The organism is Streptomyces sp. NPDC043853 (assembly GCF_056436025.1).
In genome coordinates, this window is the sequence record NZ_JBWKDJ010000009.1 from 302,520 (window position 1) to 321,961 (window position 19,442).

Sequence of the window (19,442 nt, forward strand, 5' to 3'; positions counted from 1 at the left end):
GGAGGGGAGGGCGGGTGAACGCCGGCGCGCTCGGGCGGGGCGGGCCGTGGGGCCCTCCCCCGGACCGCGCAGCCCGCCCGGCACGGAAGCCGGCCCCTGCCGGGCCACCCGATCCACCCCGGTCGACGGCCCCAGCCCTCGCCGCCGCATCCACCCACCCGTCGCCCGTCCGGCATGGGAGCCGCCCCCCTCTCGGGCCACCCGATCCACCCCGGCCGGCGACCCGCCCGCCCGCACCGGCCCCTCACGCCGGCCGTCGCCCGTCCGGGGCGGGAGCTGTCCCCCTTCGAGCTGCCCGCAGCGGCGTGATCGGCGTCCACCCGGCGCCTCCGGCACGGTCGGCTTCCCGGGCGCCCCACGGGCCCTGTCGCCCGGATAGGTGAAGCTCAGGCCCCCTCGTCGCGCCCTCCCGGGGCCGTTGCGGAGCGCACCCGGCGCCCGTAGGAATCCCCCACCAAGTTACTGCCCGGTACCACGCCGGGCCCGGGACCTCGGGGGCACCATGGACCACTCCACCTTGACGCCGACCACTGCGACCACTGCAACCGCTCCGAGCACTCCGACCACCCCGAGCAGTCAGAGCAGTCCGGACGCGAACGGTGCGGGCAACGGCGGCGGTCCCGTCGGCCTCCGCCGCACCGTCGGCCACGCCGGCGACGGCGCCCGGCGCCGGACCGCCGCCCGCACCCGGCCCGCCGGCCGCCGCGACCCGCGCGGGCCGTCCCCGGTCCGGGCCGACCGGCGCCGGGTCACCGCACCGCACCAGTGGTTCGCCGAGGCCCTGCTGGCCGTCCTGAGCGGTCAGCGCCCGGTCCACTTCCTGCTCGGCCACACGGTCGGCCCGGCGTACGAGCAGCTCATCACTCTGACCCAGGCCGGCCCGCCGAAGGACGGCTTCCGCCCGGTGCTGCGCCGCTGCGGCCACTTCCGCCCGCGCAAGGGCGTGATCGAGGCCTTCGCCCGCATCGCGGTCGGCGACCGCCTCACCGCCATGGCCTTCCGGCTGGAACGCGGCCAGGACCTGCGCTGGCGCTGCGCCGCGGTCGAACTCGCACCCCACCCGTTCTGACCGCGCCGAAGGCGCCTGGCGTGCCCCTGGAGCCCCGCCGGCGTCCGAGGCGTTACGGGAAGGGGTGGGGTGGGGAAATCGCCCAGCAGGGCCCCCACGGGCCCAGGGCGGCACAACGCGGCCGGGGCCGGACCCCGAAGAGGAGTCCGGCCCCGGCCGGAGGAACACCGCAGGTACGGGACGTACCAGGAGCGGAATGCCGCCCCGGCAGCGCTACTTCTTGCGACGACGGCCCCCGGCCGCCTTCGCCGCCTTGCGCCGCTCCGCCCGGGTCAGTCCGTCGCCCGCCGGCTGGCCGTCCGAGTCGAAGTCGCCCTCGACCACACCGCCCTCGCCGTCCACCGTGGGGGCGGAGAAGTGCAGCCGGTCCGGCCGCTGCGGAGCGTCCAGCCCCTTGGCCCGGATCTCGGCCCGCGGTGCCGGCGGCGCCATGTCCTGGACCTGCGCCGTGTCCTGCACCGGGACCTCCTCGACCTGCTGCTCCACCTGGACCTCCAGGTTGAACAGGTAGCCGACGGACTCCTCCTTGATGCCCTCCATCATGGCGTTGAACATGTCGAAGCCCTCGCGCTGGTACTCGACCAGCGGGTCCTTCTGCGCCATCGCCCGCAGGCCGATGCCCTCCTGGAGGTAGTCCATCTCGTAGAGGTGCTCACGCCACTTGCGGTCCAGCACCGACAGCACGACCCGGCGCTCCAGCTCGCGCATGATGTCGGAGCCGAGCTGCTTCTCGCGGGCCTCGTACTGCTCGGTGATGTCGTCCTTGACGGACTCGGCGATGAACTCGGCGGTGATCCCGGCCCGGTCGCCGGCCGCGTCCTCCAGCTCCTCGACCGTCACCTTGACCGGGTAGAGCTGCTTGAACGCGCTCCACAGCCGGTCCAGGTCCCAGTCCTCGGCGAAGCCCTCGACCGTCTCGGCCGCGATGTACGCGTCGATGGTGTCGTCCATGAAGTGGCGCACCTGCTCGTGCAGGTCCTCGCCCTCCAGCACGCGGCGCCGCTCGCCGTAGATGACCTCGCGCTGCTTGTTCAGCACCTCGTCGTACTTCAGGACGTTCTTTCGCGTCTCGAAGTTCTGCGTCTCGACCTGCGACTGCGCCGAGGCGATGGCCCGCGTGACCATCTTGTTCTCGATCGGCACGTCGTCCGGCACGTTCGCCATCGCCATGACCCGCTCGACCATCTGGGCCTTGAACAGCCGCATCAGGTCGTCGCCCAGCGACAGGTAGAAACGGGACTCGCCCGGGTCGCCCTGACGGCCGGAACGGCCGCGCAGCTGGTTGTCGATACGGCGCGACTCGTGCCGCTCGGTGCCCAGCACGTACAGCCCGCCGAGCGCCTTGACCTCCTCGAACTCGGCCTTCACGGCCGACTCCGCCTTGGCCAGCGCCTGCGGCAGGGCGTGCGCCCACTCCTCGATGTGCTCCTCCGGGTCGAGGCCGTGCTGCCGCAGCTCCGCCTCGGCGAGGTCGTCCGGGTTGCCGCCGAGCTTGATGTCCGTACCGCGGCCGGCCATGTTCGTGGCGACGGTGACCGCCCCGCGGCGGCCGGCCTGGGCGACGATCGTGGCCTCGCGCTCGTGCTGCTTGGCGTTCAGCACCTCGTGCGGGATGCCGCGCTTGCTGAGCTGCTGCGAGAGGTACTCGGACTTCTCGACCGAGGTGGTGCCGACCAGGATCGGCTGCCCCTTCTCGTGCTTCTCGGCGATGTCGTCGACGACGGCGGCGAACTTGGCGACCTCGGTCCGGTAGATGAGGTCCGGCTGGTCAATGCGCTGCATCGGCCGGTTCGTCGGGATCGGCACGACGCCCAGCTTGTAGATCTGGTGGAACTCGGCGGCCTCGGTCATGGCCGTACCGGTCATGCCCGACAGCTTGGAGTACAGGCGGAAGAAGTTCTGCAGGGTGATCGTGGCGAGCGTCTGGTTCTCGTCCTTGATGTCCACCCCTTCCTTCGCCTCGATGGCCTGGTGCATGCCCTCGTTGTAGCGGCGGCCGGCCAGGATACGGCCGGTGTGCTCGTCGACGATCATGACTTCGCCGTCCATGACGACGTAGTCCTTGTCCTTCTTGAACAGCTCCTTCGCCTTGATGGCGTTGTTCAGGTAGCCGACGAGCGGGGTGTTCACCGACTCGTAGAGGTTGTCGATGCCGAGCCAGTCCTCGACCTTGGCGACACCGGCCTCGTGGATGCCGACGGTGCGCTTCTTCTCGTCGACCTCGTAGTCGCCGGTCTCCTCGATGCCCTTGAGCGGGTTGCCGGGCTCGCCCTTGGTCAGGCGGGTGACCAGCTTGGCGAAGTCGCCGTACCACTTGGTGGCCTGGTCGGCCGGGCCGGAGATGATCAGCGGCGTACGGGCCTCGTCGACGAGGATCGAGTCGACCTCGTCGACCACGGCGAAGTTGTGGCCGCGCTGCACCAGCTCGTCCTGCGACCACGCCATGTTGTCGCGCAGGTAGTCGAAGCCGAACTCGTTGTTCGTGCCGTAGGTGATGTCGCAGCCGTACTGCTCGCGGCGCTGCGCCGGGGTCATGTTCGCGAGGATGCAGCCGACGGACAGCCCCAGGAACTTGTGGACCCGGCCCATGAGCTCGGAGTCGCGCTCGGCGAGGTAGTCGTTGACGGTGATCAGGTGGACGCCCTTGCCGGACAGCGCGTTCAGGTACGCGGGCAGGGTGCCGACCAGGGTCTTGCCCTCACCGGTCTTCATCTCCGCGACGTAGCCGAGGTGCAGGGCGGCACCGCCCATGAGCTGGACGTCGTAATGGCGCTGGCCGAGCACGCGCTTGGCGGCCTCGCGCACCGTGGCGAAGGCCTCGGGCAGCAGGTCGTCCAGGCTCTCGCCGTCCTGGTAGCGCTGCTTGTACTCGTCCGTGAGCGCCCGCAACTCGGCGTCGGAGAGGTTGACGAAGTCCTCTTCGATGGAGTTGACCTGGTCCGCGATGCGGTGCAGTTTGCGCAGGATCTTGCCTTCGCCTGCACGCATGAGCTTGTTGAAGACGGACACCGAGGTTTGTCTCCTTGCCGGTCGGGCCTGGCACTGGTTCGTGACGGGCACGGCAGGTGGACCCCACCGCAACGGTCATCGTAAGCGAGGACGCCGCCACGCCGGGAGGTCTGCCGCCGCCGCGGGGCGGCATCGCGCCCGGAATGAGAACGTACGGGGGACACGGAAGGTGCCGCCCTCCCCGAAATCTGTTCGCCCGGACCACCCGCCGACCGCAGAATGCGCGCATGGAACCCACCACCCTGGCCACCGAGCGGCTCACCCTGCGCCCCCACCTCCCCGAGGACGTCGACGAGGTGCTCGCCGCCTGCCAGGACCCCGAGATCCAGCGGTGGATCCCGGTCCCCCTCCCCTACGGGCGCCCCGAGGCGGAGGCGTACGTGACGCGGGTGCCCGACGGCTGGCGCGACGGCACCGAATTCAACTTCGCGGCCCGGCTCGGGCCCGACGGGACGGGGCCGCTGGTCGCCACCCTGGGCGTGGTCCCGCGCGGCACGCACGCGCACGAGATCGGCTACTGGACGGTCGCCGGGCACCGCGGCCGCGGCTACATGACCGAGGCGGTGCGCGCCGTGGCCCGCTGGGCCTTCACCGAAGCCGGCTGCGTACGGCTGATCTGGCGCGCCGGGGCCGGGAACCACGGCTCCCGCGCGGTCGCGGAGAAGGCCGGGTTCGTGATCGAGGGGCTGCAGCGGGCGGGCATGGAGCACCGCGAGACCCTGCGGGACTGCTGGGTGGGCGCGTTGCTCCCGTCCGACCTGGGTCTGCCCTCCAGGCTGCCGTACCTGCCCTCGCCCGCCGTTGTCAGTACCCGGGTCTAGGGTGCGGCCATGACGACCGTGCTCTCGCTGTCCGCCGACGAAGCCCGCCGTATCGCCCTGCGTGCCCAGGGGTTCATCGGAACCCCGGACCGGCGCGGTGGGGTCCGGGGGGTGCTGCGGCACCTGGGGGCGGTGCAGCTGGACACGATCTCGGTGCTGGCGCGCTCGCACGAGCTGATCCCGTACGCGCGACTGGGCGCGGTGGGCCGCTCCACAGTCGAACAGGCGTACTGGACGGAGCAGCACGCCTTTGAATACTGGTCGCACGCGGCGTGCATCCTGCCGATCGAGGAATGGCCGCATTTCGCCTTCCGGCGCCGGGCCAACCGGGCGCGCGGGTACCGCTGGCACACGCTGCAGGACACGGAACGCTCCACGAAGGCGGTGCTGGACCGGCTCCGCTCCGACGGCCCGCTCACCTCCTCCGAACTGGGCGGCGCCAAGAACGGCGGCGAGTGGTTCGAGTGGTCCGAGACCAAGATCGCGGTGGAGTGGCTGCTGGACCGGGGTGAGGTGGTGTGCACCGAGCGCCGGGGCTGGAAACGCGTGTACGACCTGGCCGAGCGGGCGGTGCCGGACGCGCTGTTCCACGACGACCTGCCGGACCGTGAGTGCCTGCGCCGGCTGGTAGCGCTGTCCGGGCAGTCCCTGGGGGTCGGCACCCGTGCGGACATCGCGGACTACCACCGGCTCAAGGGCGAGCAGGTCGACGCGGTGATCGCGGACTCGGGTCTGGTGCCGGTGGAGGTGGCGGGCTGGTCCAAGCCGGCCTGGGCGGACCCGGAGGCTCTGGAGGCTCTGCCGCGGGGCCGCCACCGCACCACGCTGCTGTCGCCCTTCGACTCCCTGGTCTGGGACCGGCCGCGCACCGAGCGGATCTTCGGCTTCACCCACCGGCTGGAGGCCTACGTCCCCAAGCCCAAGCGGATACACGGCTATTTCGCGATGCCGCTACTGGCGGGCGGGCAGCTGCGGGGGCGGGTGGACCCGGGCCGGGAGGGCCGCACCCTGGTGGCCCGGCAGCTCTCCCTGACCTCGCCTACGGCGGCCCCGGCGATGGCCGCGGCGCTCCGCGAGGCGGCGGAGTGGGTCGGCTGCGACGCGGTCCGGGTGGAACGGGCCGCCACGCCCGCCGAGGCGGCAGCGGTGACGGCAGAGCTGGCCCGGCTCACCTGAGCGACGCTCCCGCGGCCCGGCAGGGGACGGTAATCCGCGTCCCCGTCCCGCCCGGGACCCCGCGGCCGCTCGCACGGCGGCGGCCTCGGCGGACAAGCCGGGGTCCGGCCGGTCGGGCAGGGTCCGGCCGGCGGAGGGCTGCCGCGCCGGCCCACCGCACCGCCGGAGGCGGCTAGCGGATCTCCAGGATCTTCTCCCGCATGGCGTACACCACCGCCTCCATCCGGGAGTGCAGCTGGAGCTTTTCCAGGATGTTCCGCACGTGGTTCTTCACCGTGTTCTCGGAGATGAACAACTCCTTGGCGATGTCCCGGTTGTTCATCCCGGTGGCGACCAGCTTGAGGACCTCCAGTTCGCGGTCGGTCAGCCGCGGCGCCGGCAGCAGCCGGCGCTCGTCGGTGCGCTGGATCATCGACTTGAACTCGGTCAGCAGCTTCGACGCCATCGACGGGCTGATCTGCGACTGCCCGTCCGCGACGGCGCGGATCGCGGTGGCCACCTCGTCGGTGGAGATCTCCTTCAGCAGGTAGCCCGTCGCCCCGGCCTTGATCGCGTCGTAGAGGTCCGCCTCCTCGTCGCTGATCGTCAGCATGATGATCTTCGCGGAGGGGGCCACCTCCTTGATCGAGGTGCAGGCCTCGATCCCGCCCCGGCGCGGCATCCGCACGTCCATCAGCACGATGTCCGGCAGCAGGTCCGCCGCCTTGTCCACGGCCTCCGCGCCGTCCCCCGCCTCGCCGACGACCTGAATGTCCTCCTCCTGCGCCAGGACGATCTCCAAGCCGCGCCGGAACAGCGCGTGGTCGTCCACCACGAGCACCCGGATCGGCTCACGGCAGCCCGCACCGTCGTCGTCCTCGCGCACCGGTCCGAAGCCGTCCGCCATCGTTCCCTCCCCTGCAGGCCATGGACCGTGGCCCGAAGTCCAGTTGACTGTCCGCCATGATTCCATGCCGGGACGACAGCCGTCCGAGTACTTCGCGCCGGTTTGGCTCATACGGGTGCCCCCGCAGGATGCCTGAGCGATCCTCGGGGGCACCGGGTGTCGTGTATGCCGCCGACAGTCGTCAGCTGCCGAGCGCGCCGCCCGCGCCGCCGGCCTCGACCTCGCCGGAAGTGGCGGCGTCGGGGCTGAGGTGGATCACGCCGTAGTCATATCCGTGGCGCCGGTAGACGACGCTGGGCTGCTTGGTGTCGGAATCGACGAAGAGGTAGAAGTCGTGGCCGACCAGCTCCATCTCGTAGAGAGCCTGGTCGAGTGTCATGGGTGCCGCCGCATGCGTCTTCTCGCGGACGACCAGGGGGCCTTCGCCCTGTACTTCGAGCGATCCGATCCGGGTCGTCGGGATCGCGTCCAGCTGCTCCTCGGAGACAACTTCTCCGTTTCCGTTCAGGGTTGCGGCGTCCGGTACCGCGTCCGGCACCTCTGCCGCGGTGAGCCGCCCATTGCCACGGCGGCTGTGGCGCTTGTCGTGCTGCCGGCGCAGCCGGGCCTCGAGCTTCTCGTGCGCCAGGTCCAGCGCCGCGTACGCGTCGCCTGCTGCGGCCTCCGCACGGATCACGGGACCGCGCGATCGGACGGTGATCTCCACGCGGTCGGAACGGTCGGCCTGACGCGGGTTGAGCTCCTTGGACACCTCGACGTCGAGGCTGATCACCTTGGCGTCATACTTCTGGATCTTGTCCAGGTTGAGCTTCTCGGCCACGTGCTTGCGGAACCGCTCGGGCACTTCGGTCTTGCGGCCCTTGACGACGATGTCCACGCAGAACTCCGTTCCCGGATTACTCCGCCCTTCGCCGGGCGAAGCGTCTCCCTCTTGCACCAGACTCCGGTGGGCACCGGAGTCTCGGACTTGGCGACTTTCACCTCCTCCTCCCCCATCGGCAAGATCACCACCCCACCGACTTTCGGGAGTCGGGAGCCACCAGCTGCACACGTGTCCCGACTGCGTCGGCGCCCAAGGATCGCCAGTTCCTTACAACCGAACATAGCTCTGATGGACGGTTGTCGGCACCCGCTACCGGCACAAACCTCCGTTCAGCTGGCCCTTCCCTCTTACTACCTGCAACGATGCGCGTTCCCCTCTGGTTCCAAATCTATTCACGGATTCTTTGCTCCAAACGATTTTTCGAGCCGCTCTTCCGAGGCGTCCCCGGGCCGGGCCCGAAGGCGTCCGCCGGGGCCGCCACGACCGCCGCGCCCGCCACCTCCAGACCGGCCGCGCGGACCGCCCGGGCCGCCTCCGCGAGCGTCGCCCCCGTGGTGATCAGGTCGTCCACCAGAACCAGGCGACCCCCACCCGCGGCGGCCGTCCGCACACCGCCCGGCCGCACCTCCAGCGCCCCGGCCACGTTCTCCCGGCGCTGCCGCGCGCCCAGACCCGCCTGGTCCGCCACCGCCCGCCGCTGCCGCAGCACCGGCGCCACCCGGGCGGCGGCGCCACCGCGCCGCAGCTCCGCCGAGGCCGCCAGGGCGATCCGCCGCGCCGGGTCATGGCCGCGCGCCCGGACCTGCCGCAGCGCCGACGGCACCGGCACCAGCACCACGCCCCCGTCCGGCGCCCGGGCCCCGCCCGGACCCGCAGCCGCCCGTACCGCGCCGGCCAGGGCCCGTCCCAGCACACCGGCCAGGGGCAGCGCCCCGCGCTCCTTGTGGGCCAGCAGAACGGCCCGTACGACCCCTTCATACGGCACCGCCGCCCGCACCTGGGGCAGTCCCGCCGGTCTCGGCCTGGGCCGCACCGCGCCCGCCCGGGCCCCGCCGAAAGCCTCCCCGCACGCCCCGCACACCATCGTCCGCGCCTCCCCGCACCCGGCACACTCCACCGGCAGCACCAGCCCGGCGAGCTCATGCCACCATCCCCGCATGCCCCCACGATGCCGGGCCGTGGAGGGCCCCGCGACCCCTGTGGAAAACCCCTCGGGCAGGCCGGAGAGGCCGACGGAGCAGCCCGAAGGCCCGGGCAGGCAGGCCCCGAAAGCCCAGGGCAGGCCCCCGAAAGCCCCGGGCCGGTCCGGGAAAGGCCCGGATCAGCCCGGGTACACCGGCGCCCGGCCGCCCGTCGCCACGGTGCGCCACTGGGCACCCGGCGGCAGCCACACGATGCCGTCGTCCTCCGAGTGCGCCACCACCGGCTTCTTCTCGTCCTCCGACGCGGCCACCGCCGTCACCCCGGTGGCCCCGGGCAGGCTGCCCGCCGCCGTCGACCCGTCGGCCTGCATGTACCGGGCCTGCGAGACCCCGCCGCTCTCCCGGCCCACCACCAGCAGCCGGCCCCGCGGCGCCCAGCTCATCGCCGTCACGTCCGCCATCTGCGGCGCCGCCGGGCGCAGCTCGCGCACCGAGACCGGGCCGTTCGCCCCGGATCCCTCGGCCCGCTCGACCCGCCCGATGGACAGCTCGTTCTTCCGCGCGCCGTCCTTGCCGGTCCTGGAGACGAGCAGCGCCATCCGCACGCCGTCCGAGGAGGCCTTCAGCGCCTCGATCCGCCCGTCCAGCCCGGCCACGTCCACCTTCTGCGGGGTCCCCGTCCCGGCGGGGATCCGCCACAGCACCGGGTTCTGCGGGTCCCGGTCGGCGACCCACAGGTCACCCCGGCCGTCCCAGCTGGGCGCCGACAGCCCGTCCTTGACCCGGCTGGTGAGCACCGGCCCGGGCAGCTGCCCGGCCTGGGTCAGCGACACCACGTACAGGTTGTGCCCGTCCTGCCCGACGACCGCGGCACGCTTCTCCTCGTACGCCACGGCGGCCGAGCCCAGCTTCAGCTGCGGCGCCGTGGACAGCGGCCCGCCCACCGGCGTCGCGGCCCCGGGAGTGCCCTCCGGATCGCTCGGAAGGGTGATCTGGAGCAGCCGCCCGCCGTCGATGAAGTACTGGTGCGCGGGGGTCGGCACCCGGCCCGCCATCCCGGCGGCGACGGCCTCGTTCACCCCGCAGATCACGGACTTCTTGTCGGGTCGCACCAGCTCCACCCGGGCCACCCGCGAGGAGGCCAGGTCACGGACGGTGTACATCAGCTGGGTGGCCATCCGCTCGCACTGCGGCCCGGCCACGTTCTCCGCCTTCTCGTTCAGCGGTACGCGCAGGGTGTCCTGGGCGTCGTAGGAGAGGGTCTTGGTCCCGTCCAGCAGTGCCGTGCCCGTCGGGAAGGTGGAGGTGACGACCGGCCCGAGCCACTTGGACGGCCCGTCCAGCAGCGACTTCACCGTCTGCGTCATCCGGTCCATGCGGGAGTCGGGGTCGGTGCGCTGCCGCACGTACACCGGGTCGGCGACGAGCGTGTCCGCGGCGAAGTAGTACTTGTTGACCGGCATGAAGATGCGCTGGAAGTCGGACTCGCTGAGCACCAGGCCGTCGGGCGGCGAGTCGATCCGCCACTCGTTGTCCTCCTTGACCAGCTGGAGGTACCGCTCGTACGGCTTCCTGCCGACCTCCGGGTGGTAGGTGCTGCGCTCGTCGACGGTGGCCACCCGGGTGCCGTACATCTTGAAGCGGGGCAGCGCGTCGGGGTCCTTCCCCTGCTTGTCCGAGGACACACCGCGCCCGGAGGCGAGCACGGTGACGCTGGCGTTCGGCTTCCAGGTCTTCGCGGCCTCCGCGCTCAGGTACTGGCGGGCGGTGGCCAGCCCCGGGTCGTCACTGGTCATGGCCTCCAGGAAGCCGTCGACGATCTCCCGCGGCCCGGCCTTGGGGGCCGGCGGCACCCCGTACACGCGGACTTCGGAGTCGGCGCCCTGCGAGGCGGACACCTGCTTCACCTCGCCGTGGTCGGGCATCGAGGCGCATCCCACCAGCAGCAGGCCGGCACCGCACAGCACGAGGACGCCCCGCGCCCGCCCCGCCGGGCCCCTGTGCCCCATGCCGTCCACTCTCAGCCTCCACCCTCGTTGCCGTCTCGTTCCGCGGTCTCGCCCGGGCCGCCGGGCCGTGCCACCACCCGCGCGCCGTTGCCGGGCAGCGCGGTCGGGTCGGCGGGCACCGGCACCGCCGTGGCCACCGCGGGCCGCGCCGGTATCGGCGACCGCGGATCCGGTCCGCCGGGGGCAGGCTGTTCCCGCTCGCGCTTGCGGGCGCCGCGCGCGGCCGCCGCCTTGGCCCGGTTGGTGCGCGAGTCCTCGGGCTCCAGCGGGATCGGGGAGCCCCGCAGCGGCTCGTCGGCGGTGCGCGGCAGGGTCAGCCGGAACTGCGATCCGCCACCCGGCTCGCCCCACGCCTGGAGCCAGCCGCCGTGCAGCCGGGCGTCCTCGACGGCGATGGACAGGCCGAGGCCGGTGCCGCCGGTGGTCCTGGCACGGGCCGGGTCGGCCCGCCAGAACCGGTTGAACACGCGGGTGGCCTCGCCCGGCTTCAGGCCCACGCCGTAGTCCCGCACCGCGACGGCGACCGCGCCGCCCGCGGAGGCCAGCCGGACCACCACGTCCCGGCCCTCGCCGTGCTCGACGGCGTTGACGACGAGGTTCCGCAGCACCCGCTCCACCCGCCGGGCGTCGGCCTCGGCGACCACCGGCTGGGAGTCCCCGAGCACCCGGATCCGGGTGCCCTTGGCCTCGGCCAGCGGTTCGGCGCCGTCGATGACCCGGCGTACGACGTCCCGCAGGTCTATCGGCTCGGCCTCCAGCGCCGCCGCCCCCGCGTCGAACCGGCTGATCTCCAGCAGGTCGGCGAGCAGCGACTCGAACCGGTCCAGCTGGCCGGCCAGCAGCTCGGCGGAGCGCGCCGTGACCGGATCGAAGTCGGCCCGGGCCTCGTGGATGACGTCGGCGGCCATCCGGACGGTGGTCAGCGGGGTGCGCAGCTCGTGCGAGACGTCGGAGACGAACCGCCGCTGCATCCGCGACAGGTCCTCCAACTGCTGGATCTTGGTGTGGAGGCTCTGCGCCATCTTGTTGAAGGCCTCGCCGAGCCGCGCGATGTCGTCCTCGCCGGTGACCTTCATGCGTTCCTGGAGCTTGCCCGCGGAGAGCCGTTCGGCGATCCCGGCAGCCATCCGCACGGGCGTGACGACCTGCCGCACCACCAGCCAGGCGATGGCGCCCAGCAGCACGACCACGAACAGCCCGGCGGTCGCGATGGTGCCCTTGACCAGGGTGAGGGACTCCTCCTCCTGGGTCAGCGGGAAGAGGTAGTACAGGTGGTACGGGTCGCCGTTGATGTCGGTCAGCCGCTTGCCGATCACCAGCGCCGGCTCGGCGGGCTGGTCCGGTGTGCTGTAGCGGATCTTCGAGAAGGTCTGGTGCGCGCCGGCCCGGGTGTCCACGGCCTTGCGCAGCGCGACCGGGATGCTCGTCGCCGGGTCGACGTCACCGGAGGCCCGGGCGCCGCGCACCCCGCGGGAGGAATCGCCGGAGCCGGCCCCCAGCGCGACCACTTCGAAGGCGGTCTGGCCGCCCGAGGCGAGCTGCTTGACCAGACCGTTCATCCAGGTGCTGGCGTCCCGCCCGACACTGCTGTCGAGGGCGGCGGGATCCTGCCCCTCGGCCACGGACGGGGCGTTCGCCTTCTCCTGGGCGACCGCGAAGCCGCCCGCGGCCTGGCTCTGCGCGGCCTCCTGCTTGGCGTCCAGCAGGCCGTTGCTGACCTGCCCGATGACCACGAAGCCGAGCAGCAGGACCACGACGAGGGACATCAGCAGGGTGGCGGCGACCACCCTCAGCTGGATGTTCCGCCGCCACAGGCGGACAGCGGGCAGCAGCGGCCGGCGCACCAGACGCATCAGCAGCCGCAGCACGGGGCTGCCGGGCGCCCCGTCGTGGAGCAGCCGGCCGGCCCACGGGGACCTGCCGGTGTTCATGTTCAGCTCGGTCCGGCCTTGTATCCGACGCCGCGGACCGTCACGACGATCTCCGGACGCTCGGGATCCTTCTCGACCTTGGAGCGCAGCCGCTGGACGTGCACGTTGACCAGCCGGGTGTCCGCGGCATGGCGATAACCCCACACCTGCTCCAGCAGCACCTCGCGGGTGAACACCTGCCAGGGCTTCCGGGCGAGCGCGACAAGCAGGTCGAACTCCAGCGGAGTCAGCGCGATCGACTGGCCGTCCCGCTTCACGGAGTGCCCGGCCACGTCGATGACCAGGTCACCGATGGCCAGCTGCTCCGGCGCGGGCTCCTCCGAGCGCCGCAACCGGGCCCGGATGCGGGCCACCAGCTCCTTGGGCTTGAACGGCTTGACGATGTAGTCGTCGGCCCCGGACTCCAGGCCCACGACGACATCAACGGTGTCGCTCTTCGCGGTCAGCATGACGATCGGCACGCCGGACTCGGCGCGGATCAGCCGGCAGACCTCTATGCCGTCCCGTCCGGGCAGCATGAGATCCAGCAGCACCAGGTCCGGCTTGGCCTCTCGGAAGGCAGCCAGGGCCTTGTCGCCGTCCGCGACGAACGACGGCTCGAAACCTTCTCCACGCAGCACAATGCCGAGCATCTCGGCCAGCGCGGTGTCGTCGTCGACGACAAGGACGCGTCCCTTCATGGTTGACATCATCCCATTACCCAATCGAGACCCGGCGTGAGCTGGCACACAGCGGGGACAACCAGCGGGAATGCCGGTATCGGCGGACCAGTCTGCCGCGTCCCCAGGGGACAATTGAAGGCGGGAGCGGAGCCGGTGTACAGGGGCGGGCCGGTCCGCCCGGAGATCACTCGTGGCACGATGGCTGCCGACCAGCGCCCCGCCCCTGATGTACGGGCACCCCTGAAGGAGCGACGATGAACGACTCTCCGGGCTGGGCCTCGCCCGGATCCGACCCGTCCGAGGGCGACCGGCAGCAGCAGCCGCAGCAGCCCTCGCAGTCCGACCGGCCCGGAGACCCCGATCAGCCGGCACAGCCCGGCGGGCCCGGGACCAAGTGGTCCGCGGAGCAGCCGCCGCCCGGCACCGGCACACCCCCCGACGGTGTCTGGGGGAACCCGAACGCCGGCCAGGCCCCGCCGCCCGCCCCCTCCAGGCAGCCCGGTACCGGCTGGGGCTCCGCCCCGGGCGGCCCGCCCGGCCGGACCCCGTACGGCGGCCAGTCCGGCTACCCCGGCGGCGCCTGGGGCAAGCCCCCGGCGGCCAAGCCCGGCGTCATCCCGCTGCGCCCGCTCGGCCTCGGCGAGATCCTGGACGGCGCGGTCACCACGATGCGCACGCACTGGCGTTCGGTCCTGCCCATCGCCCTGGTCGTGGCGGTGCTGATCGAGCTGATCAGCATCACCCTGCAGCGCACGGTGCTGTCCGAGTACGTCGTCGTACCGGACGAGTCGGCCACGCCCGAGGAGGCCTTCGCGGCCCTGGGCGACTCCATGCTGGTCAGCCTGGCCGACAGCTTCATCCAGATGGTCGGCTCGGTGATCGTGACCGCCCTGCTCATGATGATCTTCAGTCGTGCGGTGCTCGGCCGGCCCTCCAGCGTCGGCGACGCCTGGCGCGAGGCCCGGCCCCGCCTGCTCAAGCTCGCCGGGCTCACCCTGCTCCTCACGGTCGGCGCGCTGGCCGTCGCCCTCGTCCTGATGCTGCCGGGCGCATTCGTCGACAGCGCCGGACTCGTCGCCCTCGGCGCCATCGGCGCGCTGGTCCTCATCGCCTGGCTGTGGGTGAAGTTCGCACTGGCCTCGCCCGCGCTGATGCTGGAGCGCGGCAGCGTCGTCCAGTCCCTGCGCCGGTCCGCGAAACTGGTCCGCGGCGCCTGGTGGCGGATCTTCGGCATCTCGGTCCTCACCAGCATCATCACCGGCTTCGTCGCGATGATCATCGTGAGCGTGTTCGCCGTGATCGGCTCCCTCTTCACCGACGAGGGCCTGTCCGGCTTCGTCGAGGGCACCGCCGTGGACAGCTGGCCGTTCCTGATCGTCTCCGGGATCGGCGCCGTCATCGCCCTGACCATCGTCATGCCGATGCAGGCCGGCGTCACCGCCCTCCTCTACATCGACCAGCGCATCCGGCGCGAAGCCCTGGACCTGGAACTCGCCCGCGCGGCGGGCGTGGAGGGCTACGGCGGCACCCCCGGCACCACCCCGCCGACCGCGGGGAGCTGATGCGGTGACCGGCCCGGGGGGACTGCCCGTCAGCGAGACACCACCGGTGACGACACCGCGCGAGGCCGCCCGCGAGGCGGCCGAGCGCGAACTGTCGAAACCCGTCTACCACGAGAACGAACCGAACCTGTTCACCCGCGTGCTGCGGAAGTTCTTCGAGTGGATCGACGAACTGTTCGGCTCGGCCGCCGGGGCGACCCCCGGCGGCACGCTGGGCATCGTCGTGATCGTCCTGCTGGTCGCGGTGATCGTCGCGCTGCTGTGGTGGCGCCTCGGCACCCCCGAACGGTCCCCCGTCACCGCCGGCGCGCTCTTCGGCGAACGGGACCGCACCGCCGCCGAGCACCGCGCGGCCGCCGAGGCCCACGCCGCCGCCGGACGCTGGACCGAAGCCGTCCAGGACCGCATGCGTGCCCTCGTGCGCTCCCTGGAGGAACGCACCCTGCTGGACCCCCGCCCGGGCCGCACCGCCGACGAGGCCGCCGCCGAAGCGGCCACGTCCCTCCCCCGGCACGCCGAAGCACTCCGGGCCGCCGCCCGCGCCTTCGACGACGTCACCTACGGCGGCCGCACCGCCGACCAGGCCGCCTACGAGCGCCTCCGCGACCTCGACACCGCGGTCGAACGCACCAGGCCCGTCCTCTCCGGGCCGACGGGAGCGACCGCATGACCGGAACCCCACCCACCACTCCCGCCGACGCCCCGGCCGCCGCCGCACCGGCCGCCCGGAAGACGCCCACGGCCCCGGACACCGTCACCACGTCCACCGCACCCGGCCCCGCCGACCTGTGGCGCCGCTTCCGCGGATTCCTGATCTTCCTCGCCGTCCTGCTCACCGCCGGGATCGTCCTCGCCGCACTCCAGTCCGGCACCCGGCACGGCGCCCTCGACCCCCGCTCCGCCGACCCGGCCGGCAGCCTCGCCGTCGCCGAGCTGCTGAAGGAACGCGGCGTCATCACCAGCGTGGTGACCACCGCTCAGGAGGCCGCCCGCGCCACGGGATCCGACACCACCCTGCTCGTCGCCTCCCCGAACCTCCTCGACCCCGCCCGGCGCGAGGAACTCCGCGCCGCCACCGAACGCTCCGGCGGCCGCACCGTCCTACTCGCCCCCGTCGGCGACGCCGCCCGCACCTTCGCCCCCGGCGTCGACAGCCGCGACACCGGAGGGCCCGGCGCCGTCCGCCCGCCCGACTGCACGCTGCCCGCCGCCATCTCCGCAGGCTCCGCCCTGACCGGAGGGGACGTCAGCTACCGCACCGCCGGCTCCGCGGCCACCCGCTGCTATCCGGACGGCGGCCGGCACACCCTGCTCCTCCTCCCCGCCGCCGGCGGTGGCGACACCGTCCTCCTCGGCAACCCGGACCTCCTCCGCAACGAGAACCTCGCCGAGGAGGGCAACGCCTCCCTCGCCCTCCAACTCCTCGGCTCCCGGCCCCAGCTCGTCTGGTACCTGCCGTCCCTCGCCGAAACCACCGGCACCGGCACCGCCGAGGAGAAGACCTTCTTCGAGCTCATCCCGGCCGGCTGGGGCTGGGCCCTGCTCCAACTCACCCTCGCCGCCGCCGTCGCCGCCCTCTGGCGCGGCCGCCGCCTCGGACCCCTCGTCACCGAACGCCTCCCGGTCGTCGTCCGCGCCTCCGAGGCCACCGAGGGCCGCGCCCGCCTCTACCGCCGCGCCGACGCCCGCGACCGTGCCGCCGACGTGCTGCGCGCCGCCACCCGCGAACGCCTCGCCGCACTGCTCGCCGTACCGGCCTCCCGGGCCCACGACCCGGCCGCCCTGCTGCCCGCCGTGTCCCACCGACTCACAGGCCCCGCACGGGACCTGACGTCCCTTCTGTTCGGCAGCACTCCCGCCGACGACGCGGCACTCGTCGCGCTCGCCGACCACCTCGACGCCCTCGAAAGAGAGGTCCGCACCTCATGACGTCCCCGACCACCGCTCACGCGGACGACGCACGCGCCTCCCTGGAAGCGCTCCGCACCGAGATCGGGAAGGCCGTGGTCGGCCAGGACTCCGCCGTCACCGGTCTCGTCGTCGCCCTTCTCTGCCGCGGCCACGTCCTCCTCGAAGGCGTCCCCGGAGTCGCGAAGACCCTCCTGGTGCGGGCCCTCGCCGCGTCCCTCGAACTCGACACCAAGCGCGTCCAGTTCACCCCCGACCTGATGCCGTCCGATGTCACCGGATCGCTCGTCTACGACGCCCGCACCGCCGAGTTCTCCTTCCAGAACGGACCGGTCTTCACCAACCTGCTGCTCGCCGACGAGATCAACCGCACCCCTCCGAAGACCCAGTCCTCCCTCCTGGAGGCGATGGAGGAACGCCAGGTCACCGTCGACGGCGTGCCCCGTCCCCTCCCGGACCCCTTCCTCGTCGCCGCCACCCAGAACCCGGTCGAGTACGAGGGCACCTACCCCCTTCCCGAAGCCCAACTGGACCGCTTCCTGCTGAAACTGACGGTCCCGCTGCCCTCCCGCGAGGACGAGATCGGCGTCCTGACCCGGCACGCCGCCGGCTTCAACCCGCGCGACCTGCAGGCCGCCGGGGTCCGCCCGGTCGCCGGACCCGCCGACCTGGAGGCCGCCCGCCAGGCCGTCGCCCGTGTCGCGGTCTCCCCCGAGATCGCCGGTTACGTCGTCGACATCTGCCGCGCCACCCGCGAATCGCCCTCCCTCACCCTGGGCGTCTCCCCGCGCGGCGCCACGGCCCTGCTCTCCACCTCCCGCGCCTGGGCCTGGCTGACCGGCCGCGACTACGTCACCCCCGACGACGTGAAGGCGCTCGCCCTGCCGACCCTCCGCCACCGCGTCCAGCTCCGCCCCGAAGCCGAGATGGAAGGCGTCACCGCCGACTCCGTGCTCAGCTCCGTCCTGTCCTTCGTCCCCGTCCCCCGCTGATGGGTTTCACCGGACGCACCGCCCTGCTGGCGGCCCTCGGCAGCATCCCCGTCGGCATCCTCGAACCCAGCTGGACGGGAATCCTGGCGGTCAACGCCCCGCTGGCCCTGGCCTGCGCGGTCGACTGCGCCCTGGCCGCCCCCGTCCGCACCCTGCACCTGGAACGTTCGGGTGACACCTCGGTCCGCCTCGGCGAAAGCGCCGACGTGCACCTCGCGATCACGAACCCGGGCGGGCGCAAGCTCCGCGCCCGCCTCCGTGACGCCTGGCCGCCCAGCAGCTGGCTGCCCGGCACGGAGACGGCCGCCTCCCGGCACACCCTGACCGTGCCGGGAGGCGAACGCCGTCGGCTCACCACCCGCCTCCACCCGACCCGGCGCGGAGACCGCACGGCCGACCGGATCACCGTCCGCTCGTACGGACCTCTGGGCCTCTGGGCCCGGCAGGGCGGCCACCTCGTCCCCTGGACGGTCCGTGTCCTGCCCCCGTTCACCAGCCGCAAGCACCTGCCGTCCCGGCTGGCCCGGCTCCGCGAACTCGACGGCCGGACAAGCGTCCTGACCCGCGGTGAGGGCACCGAGTTCGACAGCCTGCGGGACTACGTCCCCGGAGACGACACCCGCTCCATCGACTGGCGCGCCACCGCCCGACAGCACAAGGTGGCCGTCCGTACCTGGCGTCCGGAACGCGACCGGCACATCCTGATCTGCCTGGACACCGGCCGCACCTCGGCCGGCCGGGTGGGCGACGCCCCCCGCCTGGACGCCGCCATGGACGCGGCCCTGCTCCTGACCGCGCTGGCCACCCGGGCCGGCGACCGCGTGGATCTCCTGGCCCACGACCGCCGCACCCGCGCCCTCGTGCAGGGCCGTGCGGCCGCGGACACGCTCCCCTCTTTCGTCAACGCGATGGCCCCGCTCGAACCCGAACTGGTCGAGACGGACGCCCGCACCCTGGTCTCCACCATCCTCCGCAGCGCCCCGCGCCGCTCCCTGGTGGTCCTCCTGACCAGCCTGGACGCGGCCCCCATCGAAGAGGGCCTGCTCCCCCTCCTGCCTCAACTCACGCAGCGCCACACGGTGCTCCTGGCCTCGGTGGCCGACCCCCGGGTCGCGGCCATGGCCGGCGCCCGCGGCTCCGTCGACGCCGTCTACGAAGCCGCCGCAGCCACCCAGTCCCAGTCCCAGCGCCGCCGCACCGCCGATCAACTCGCCCGCCACGGGGTCACCGTCGTCGACGCCACCCCGGACACCCTGGCCCCGTCCCTGGCCGACGCCTACCTGGCCCTGAAGGCCGCCGGCCGCCTGTAGAGACACGAAAGGCCCCCGCGTGTGCGGCGGCCTTTCCTTCTTCCTGGCCCTGAACGCAGAAAAGCCCCGGACCATAAGGTCCGGGGCTTCCCGCAATGATTGTTCGGCGGCGTCCTACTCTCCCACAGGGTCCCCCCTGCAG

Annotated in this window: 15 protein-coding genes; 8 read left to right on the forward strand and 7 right to left on the reverse strand. The window is 72.8% G+C overall.

What is annotated here, in order from left to right; translation table 11 throughout:
- Window positions 1-517: 517 nt before the first annotated feature.
- Window positions 518-1,069, forward strand: coding sequence for an Rv3235 family protein (locus AC067U_RS24470; protein ID WP_478831886.1), 552 nt, complete (start codon window positions 518-520; stop codon window positions 1,067-1,069).
- Window positions 1,070-1,282: 213 nt separating this feature from the next.
- On the opposite strand, the gene secA is transcribed toward AC067U_RS24470, so the two are convergent.
- Window positions 1,283-4,078, reverse strand: coding sequence for a preprotein translocase subunit SecA (gene secA, locus AC067U_RS24475; RefSeq protein ID WP_478831887.1), 2,796 nt, complete (start codon window positions 4,076-4,078; stop codon window positions 1,283-1,285).
- 227 nt (window positions 4,079-4,305) lie between these two features.
- Here secA and AC067U_RS24480 point away from each other — a divergent pair, with 227 nt between their 5' ends.
- Together AC067U_RS24480 and AC067U_RS24485 are read left to right on the forward strand one after the other, a co-directional pair.
- Entirely contained in the window at window positions 4,306-4,899 is a 594-nt protein-coding gene (locus tag AC067U_RS24480; RefSeq protein WP_478831888.1) for a GNAT family N-acetyltransferase, read from the forward strand.
- A gap of 9 nt (window positions 4,900-4,908) precedes the next feature.
- Complete coding sequence (locus AC067U_RS24485) at window positions 4,909-6,075, forward strand: winged helix-turn-helix domain-containing protein (protein WP_478831889.1); 1,167 nt, start codon at window positions 4,909-4,911, stop codon at window positions 6,073-6,075.
- A gap of 172 nt (window positions 6,076-6,247) precedes the next feature.
- Here the strand turns inward: AC067U_RS24485 and AC067U_RS24490 are convergent, their stop codons facing one another.
- From AC067U_RS24490 to mtrA, 6 genes are all read right to left on the reverse strand, one after another.
- A complete protein-coding gene (locus AC067U_RS24490) occupies window positions 6,248-6,961 on the reverse strand; it encodes a response regulator (RefSeq protein WP_478831890.1) in 714 nt (237 codons plus the stop codon).
- A 181-nt stretch (window positions 6,962-7,142) separates the two neighbouring features.
- Window positions 7,143-7,838, reverse strand: coding sequence for a ribosome hibernation-promoting factor, HPF/YfiA family (hpf, locus tag AC067U_RS24495; RefSeq protein WP_478831891.1), 696 nt, complete (start codon window positions 7,836-7,838; stop codon window positions 7,143-7,145).
- 334 nt (window positions 7,839-8,172) lie between these two features.
- Complete coding sequence (locus AC067U_RS24500) at window positions 8,173-8,943, reverse strand: ComF family protein (RefSeq protein WP_478831892.1); 771 nt, start codon at window positions 8,941-8,943, stop codon at window positions 8,173-8,175.
- Window positions 8,944-9,105: 162 nt separating this feature from the next.
- Window positions 9,106-10,935: an LpqB family beta-propeller domain-containing protein gene (locus AC067U_RS24505; protein WP_478831893.1), complete on the reverse strand. Its 1,830-nt coding sequence runs from the start codon at window positions 10,933-10,935 to the stop codon at window positions 9,106-9,108.
- 11 nt (window positions 10,936-10,946) lie between these two features.
- On the reverse strand, window positions 10,947-12,866 hold the full coding sequence (mtrB, locus tag AC067U_RS24510) for an MtrAB system histidine kinase MtrB (protein WP_478831894.1): 1,920 nt from the start codon (window positions 12,864-12,866) through the stop codon (window positions 10,947-10,949).
- Between the two features lie 2 nt (window positions 12,867-12,868).
- The gene (mtrA, locus tag AC067U_RS24515) at window positions 12,869-13,558 is read right to left on the reverse strand and encodes a two-component system response regulator MtrA (RefSeq protein ID WP_199922743.1); all 690 of its coding nucleotides are present in this window, start codon (window positions 13,556-13,558) and stop codon (window positions 12,869-12,871) included.
- A gap of 224 nt (window positions 13,559-13,782) precedes the next feature.
- Here mtrA and AC067U_RS24520 point away from each other — a divergent pair, with 224 nt between their 5' ends.
- From AC067U_RS24520 to AC067U_RS24540, 5 genes are read left to right on the forward strand one after another with little or no spacing between them, the layout of a single operon-like run.
- Complete coding sequence (locus AC067U_RS24520; protein WP_478831895.1) at window positions 13,783-15,090, forward strand: DUF7847 domain-containing protein; 1,308 nt, start codon at window positions 13,783-13,785, stop codon at window positions 15,088-15,090.
- A gap of 4 nt (window positions 15,091-15,094) precedes the next feature.
- On the forward strand, window positions 15,095-15,760 hold the full coding sequence (locus tag AC067U_RS24525) for a DUF4129 domain-containing protein (protein ID WP_478831896.1): 666 nt from the start codon (window positions 15,095-15,097) through the stop codon (window positions 15,758-15,760).
- A complete protein-coding gene (locus AC067U_RS24530; protein ID WP_478831897.1) occupies window positions 15,757-17,019 on the forward strand; it encodes a DUF4350 domain-containing protein in 1,263 nt (420 codons plus the stop codon). Before AC067U_RS24525 ends, AC067U_RS24530 begins: the two co-directional genes overlap by 4 nt.
- Window positions 17,016-17,990, forward strand: coding sequence for an AAA family ATPase (locus AC067U_RS24535; RefSeq protein WP_478831898.1), 975 nt, complete (start codon window positions 17,016-17,018; stop codon window positions 17,988-17,990). The genes AC067U_RS24530 and AC067U_RS24535 overlap by 4 nt, the downstream gene beginning before the upstream one ends.
- Window positions 17,990-19,300 (forward strand): DUF58 domain-containing protein, encoded by a 1,311-nt coding sequence (locus tag AC067U_RS24540; protein WP_478831899.1) that lies wholly within the window; start codon window positions 17,990-17,992, stop codon window positions 19,298-19,300. Before AC067U_RS24535 ends, AC067U_RS24540 begins: the two co-directional genes overlap by 1 nt.
- Window positions 19,301-19,442 lie beyond the last annotated feature (142 nt).

Bases quoted from the DNA above. Each gene is read 5' to 3' on its own strand.
- mtrB (WP_478831894.1), bottom strand. From the start codon at position 12,866: ATGAACACCGGCAGGTCCCCGTGGGCCGGCCGGCTGCTCCACGACGGG.
- AC067U_RS24490 (WP_478831890.1), bottom strand. From the start codon at position 6,961: ATGGCGGACGGCTTCGGACCGGTGCGCGAGGACGACGACGGTGCGGGC.
- AC067U_RS24530 (WP_478831897.1), top strand. From the start codon at position 15,757: ATGACCGGAACCCCACCCACCACTCCCGCCGACGCCCCGGCCGCCGCC.
- AC067U_RS24535 (WP_478831898.1), top strand. From the start codon at position 17,016: ATGACGTCCCCGACCACCGCTCACGCGGACGACGCACGCGCCTCCCTG.
- AC067U_RS24540 (WP_478831899.1), top strand. From the start codon at position 17,990: ATGGGTTTCACCGGACGCACCGCCCTGCTGGCGGCCCTCGGCAGCATC.
- AC067U_RS24480 (WP_478831888.1), top strand. From the start codon at position 4,306: ATGGAACCCACCACCCTGGCCACCGAGCGGCTCACCCTGCGCCCCCAC.
- mtrA (WP_199922743.1), bottom strand. From the start codon at position 13,558: ATGATGTCAACCATGAAGGGACGCGTCCTTGTCGTCGACGACGACACC.
- AC067U_RS24500 (WP_478831892.1), bottom strand. From the start codon at position 8,943: ATGCGGGGATGGTGGCATGAGCTCGCCGGGCTGGTGCTGCCGGTGGAG.
- AC067U_RS24520 (WP_478831895.1), top strand. From the start codon at position 13,783: ATGAACGACTCTCCGGGCTGGGCCTCGCCCGGATCCGACCCGTCCGAG.
- AC067U_RS24505 (WP_478831893.1), bottom strand. From the start codon at position 10,935: ATGGGGCACAGGGGCCCGGCGGGGCGGGCGCGGGGCGTCCTCGTGCTG.
- AC067U_RS24485 (WP_478831889.1), top strand. From the start codon at position 4,909: ATGACGACCGTGCTCTCGCTGTCCGCCGACGAAGCCCGCCGTATCGCC.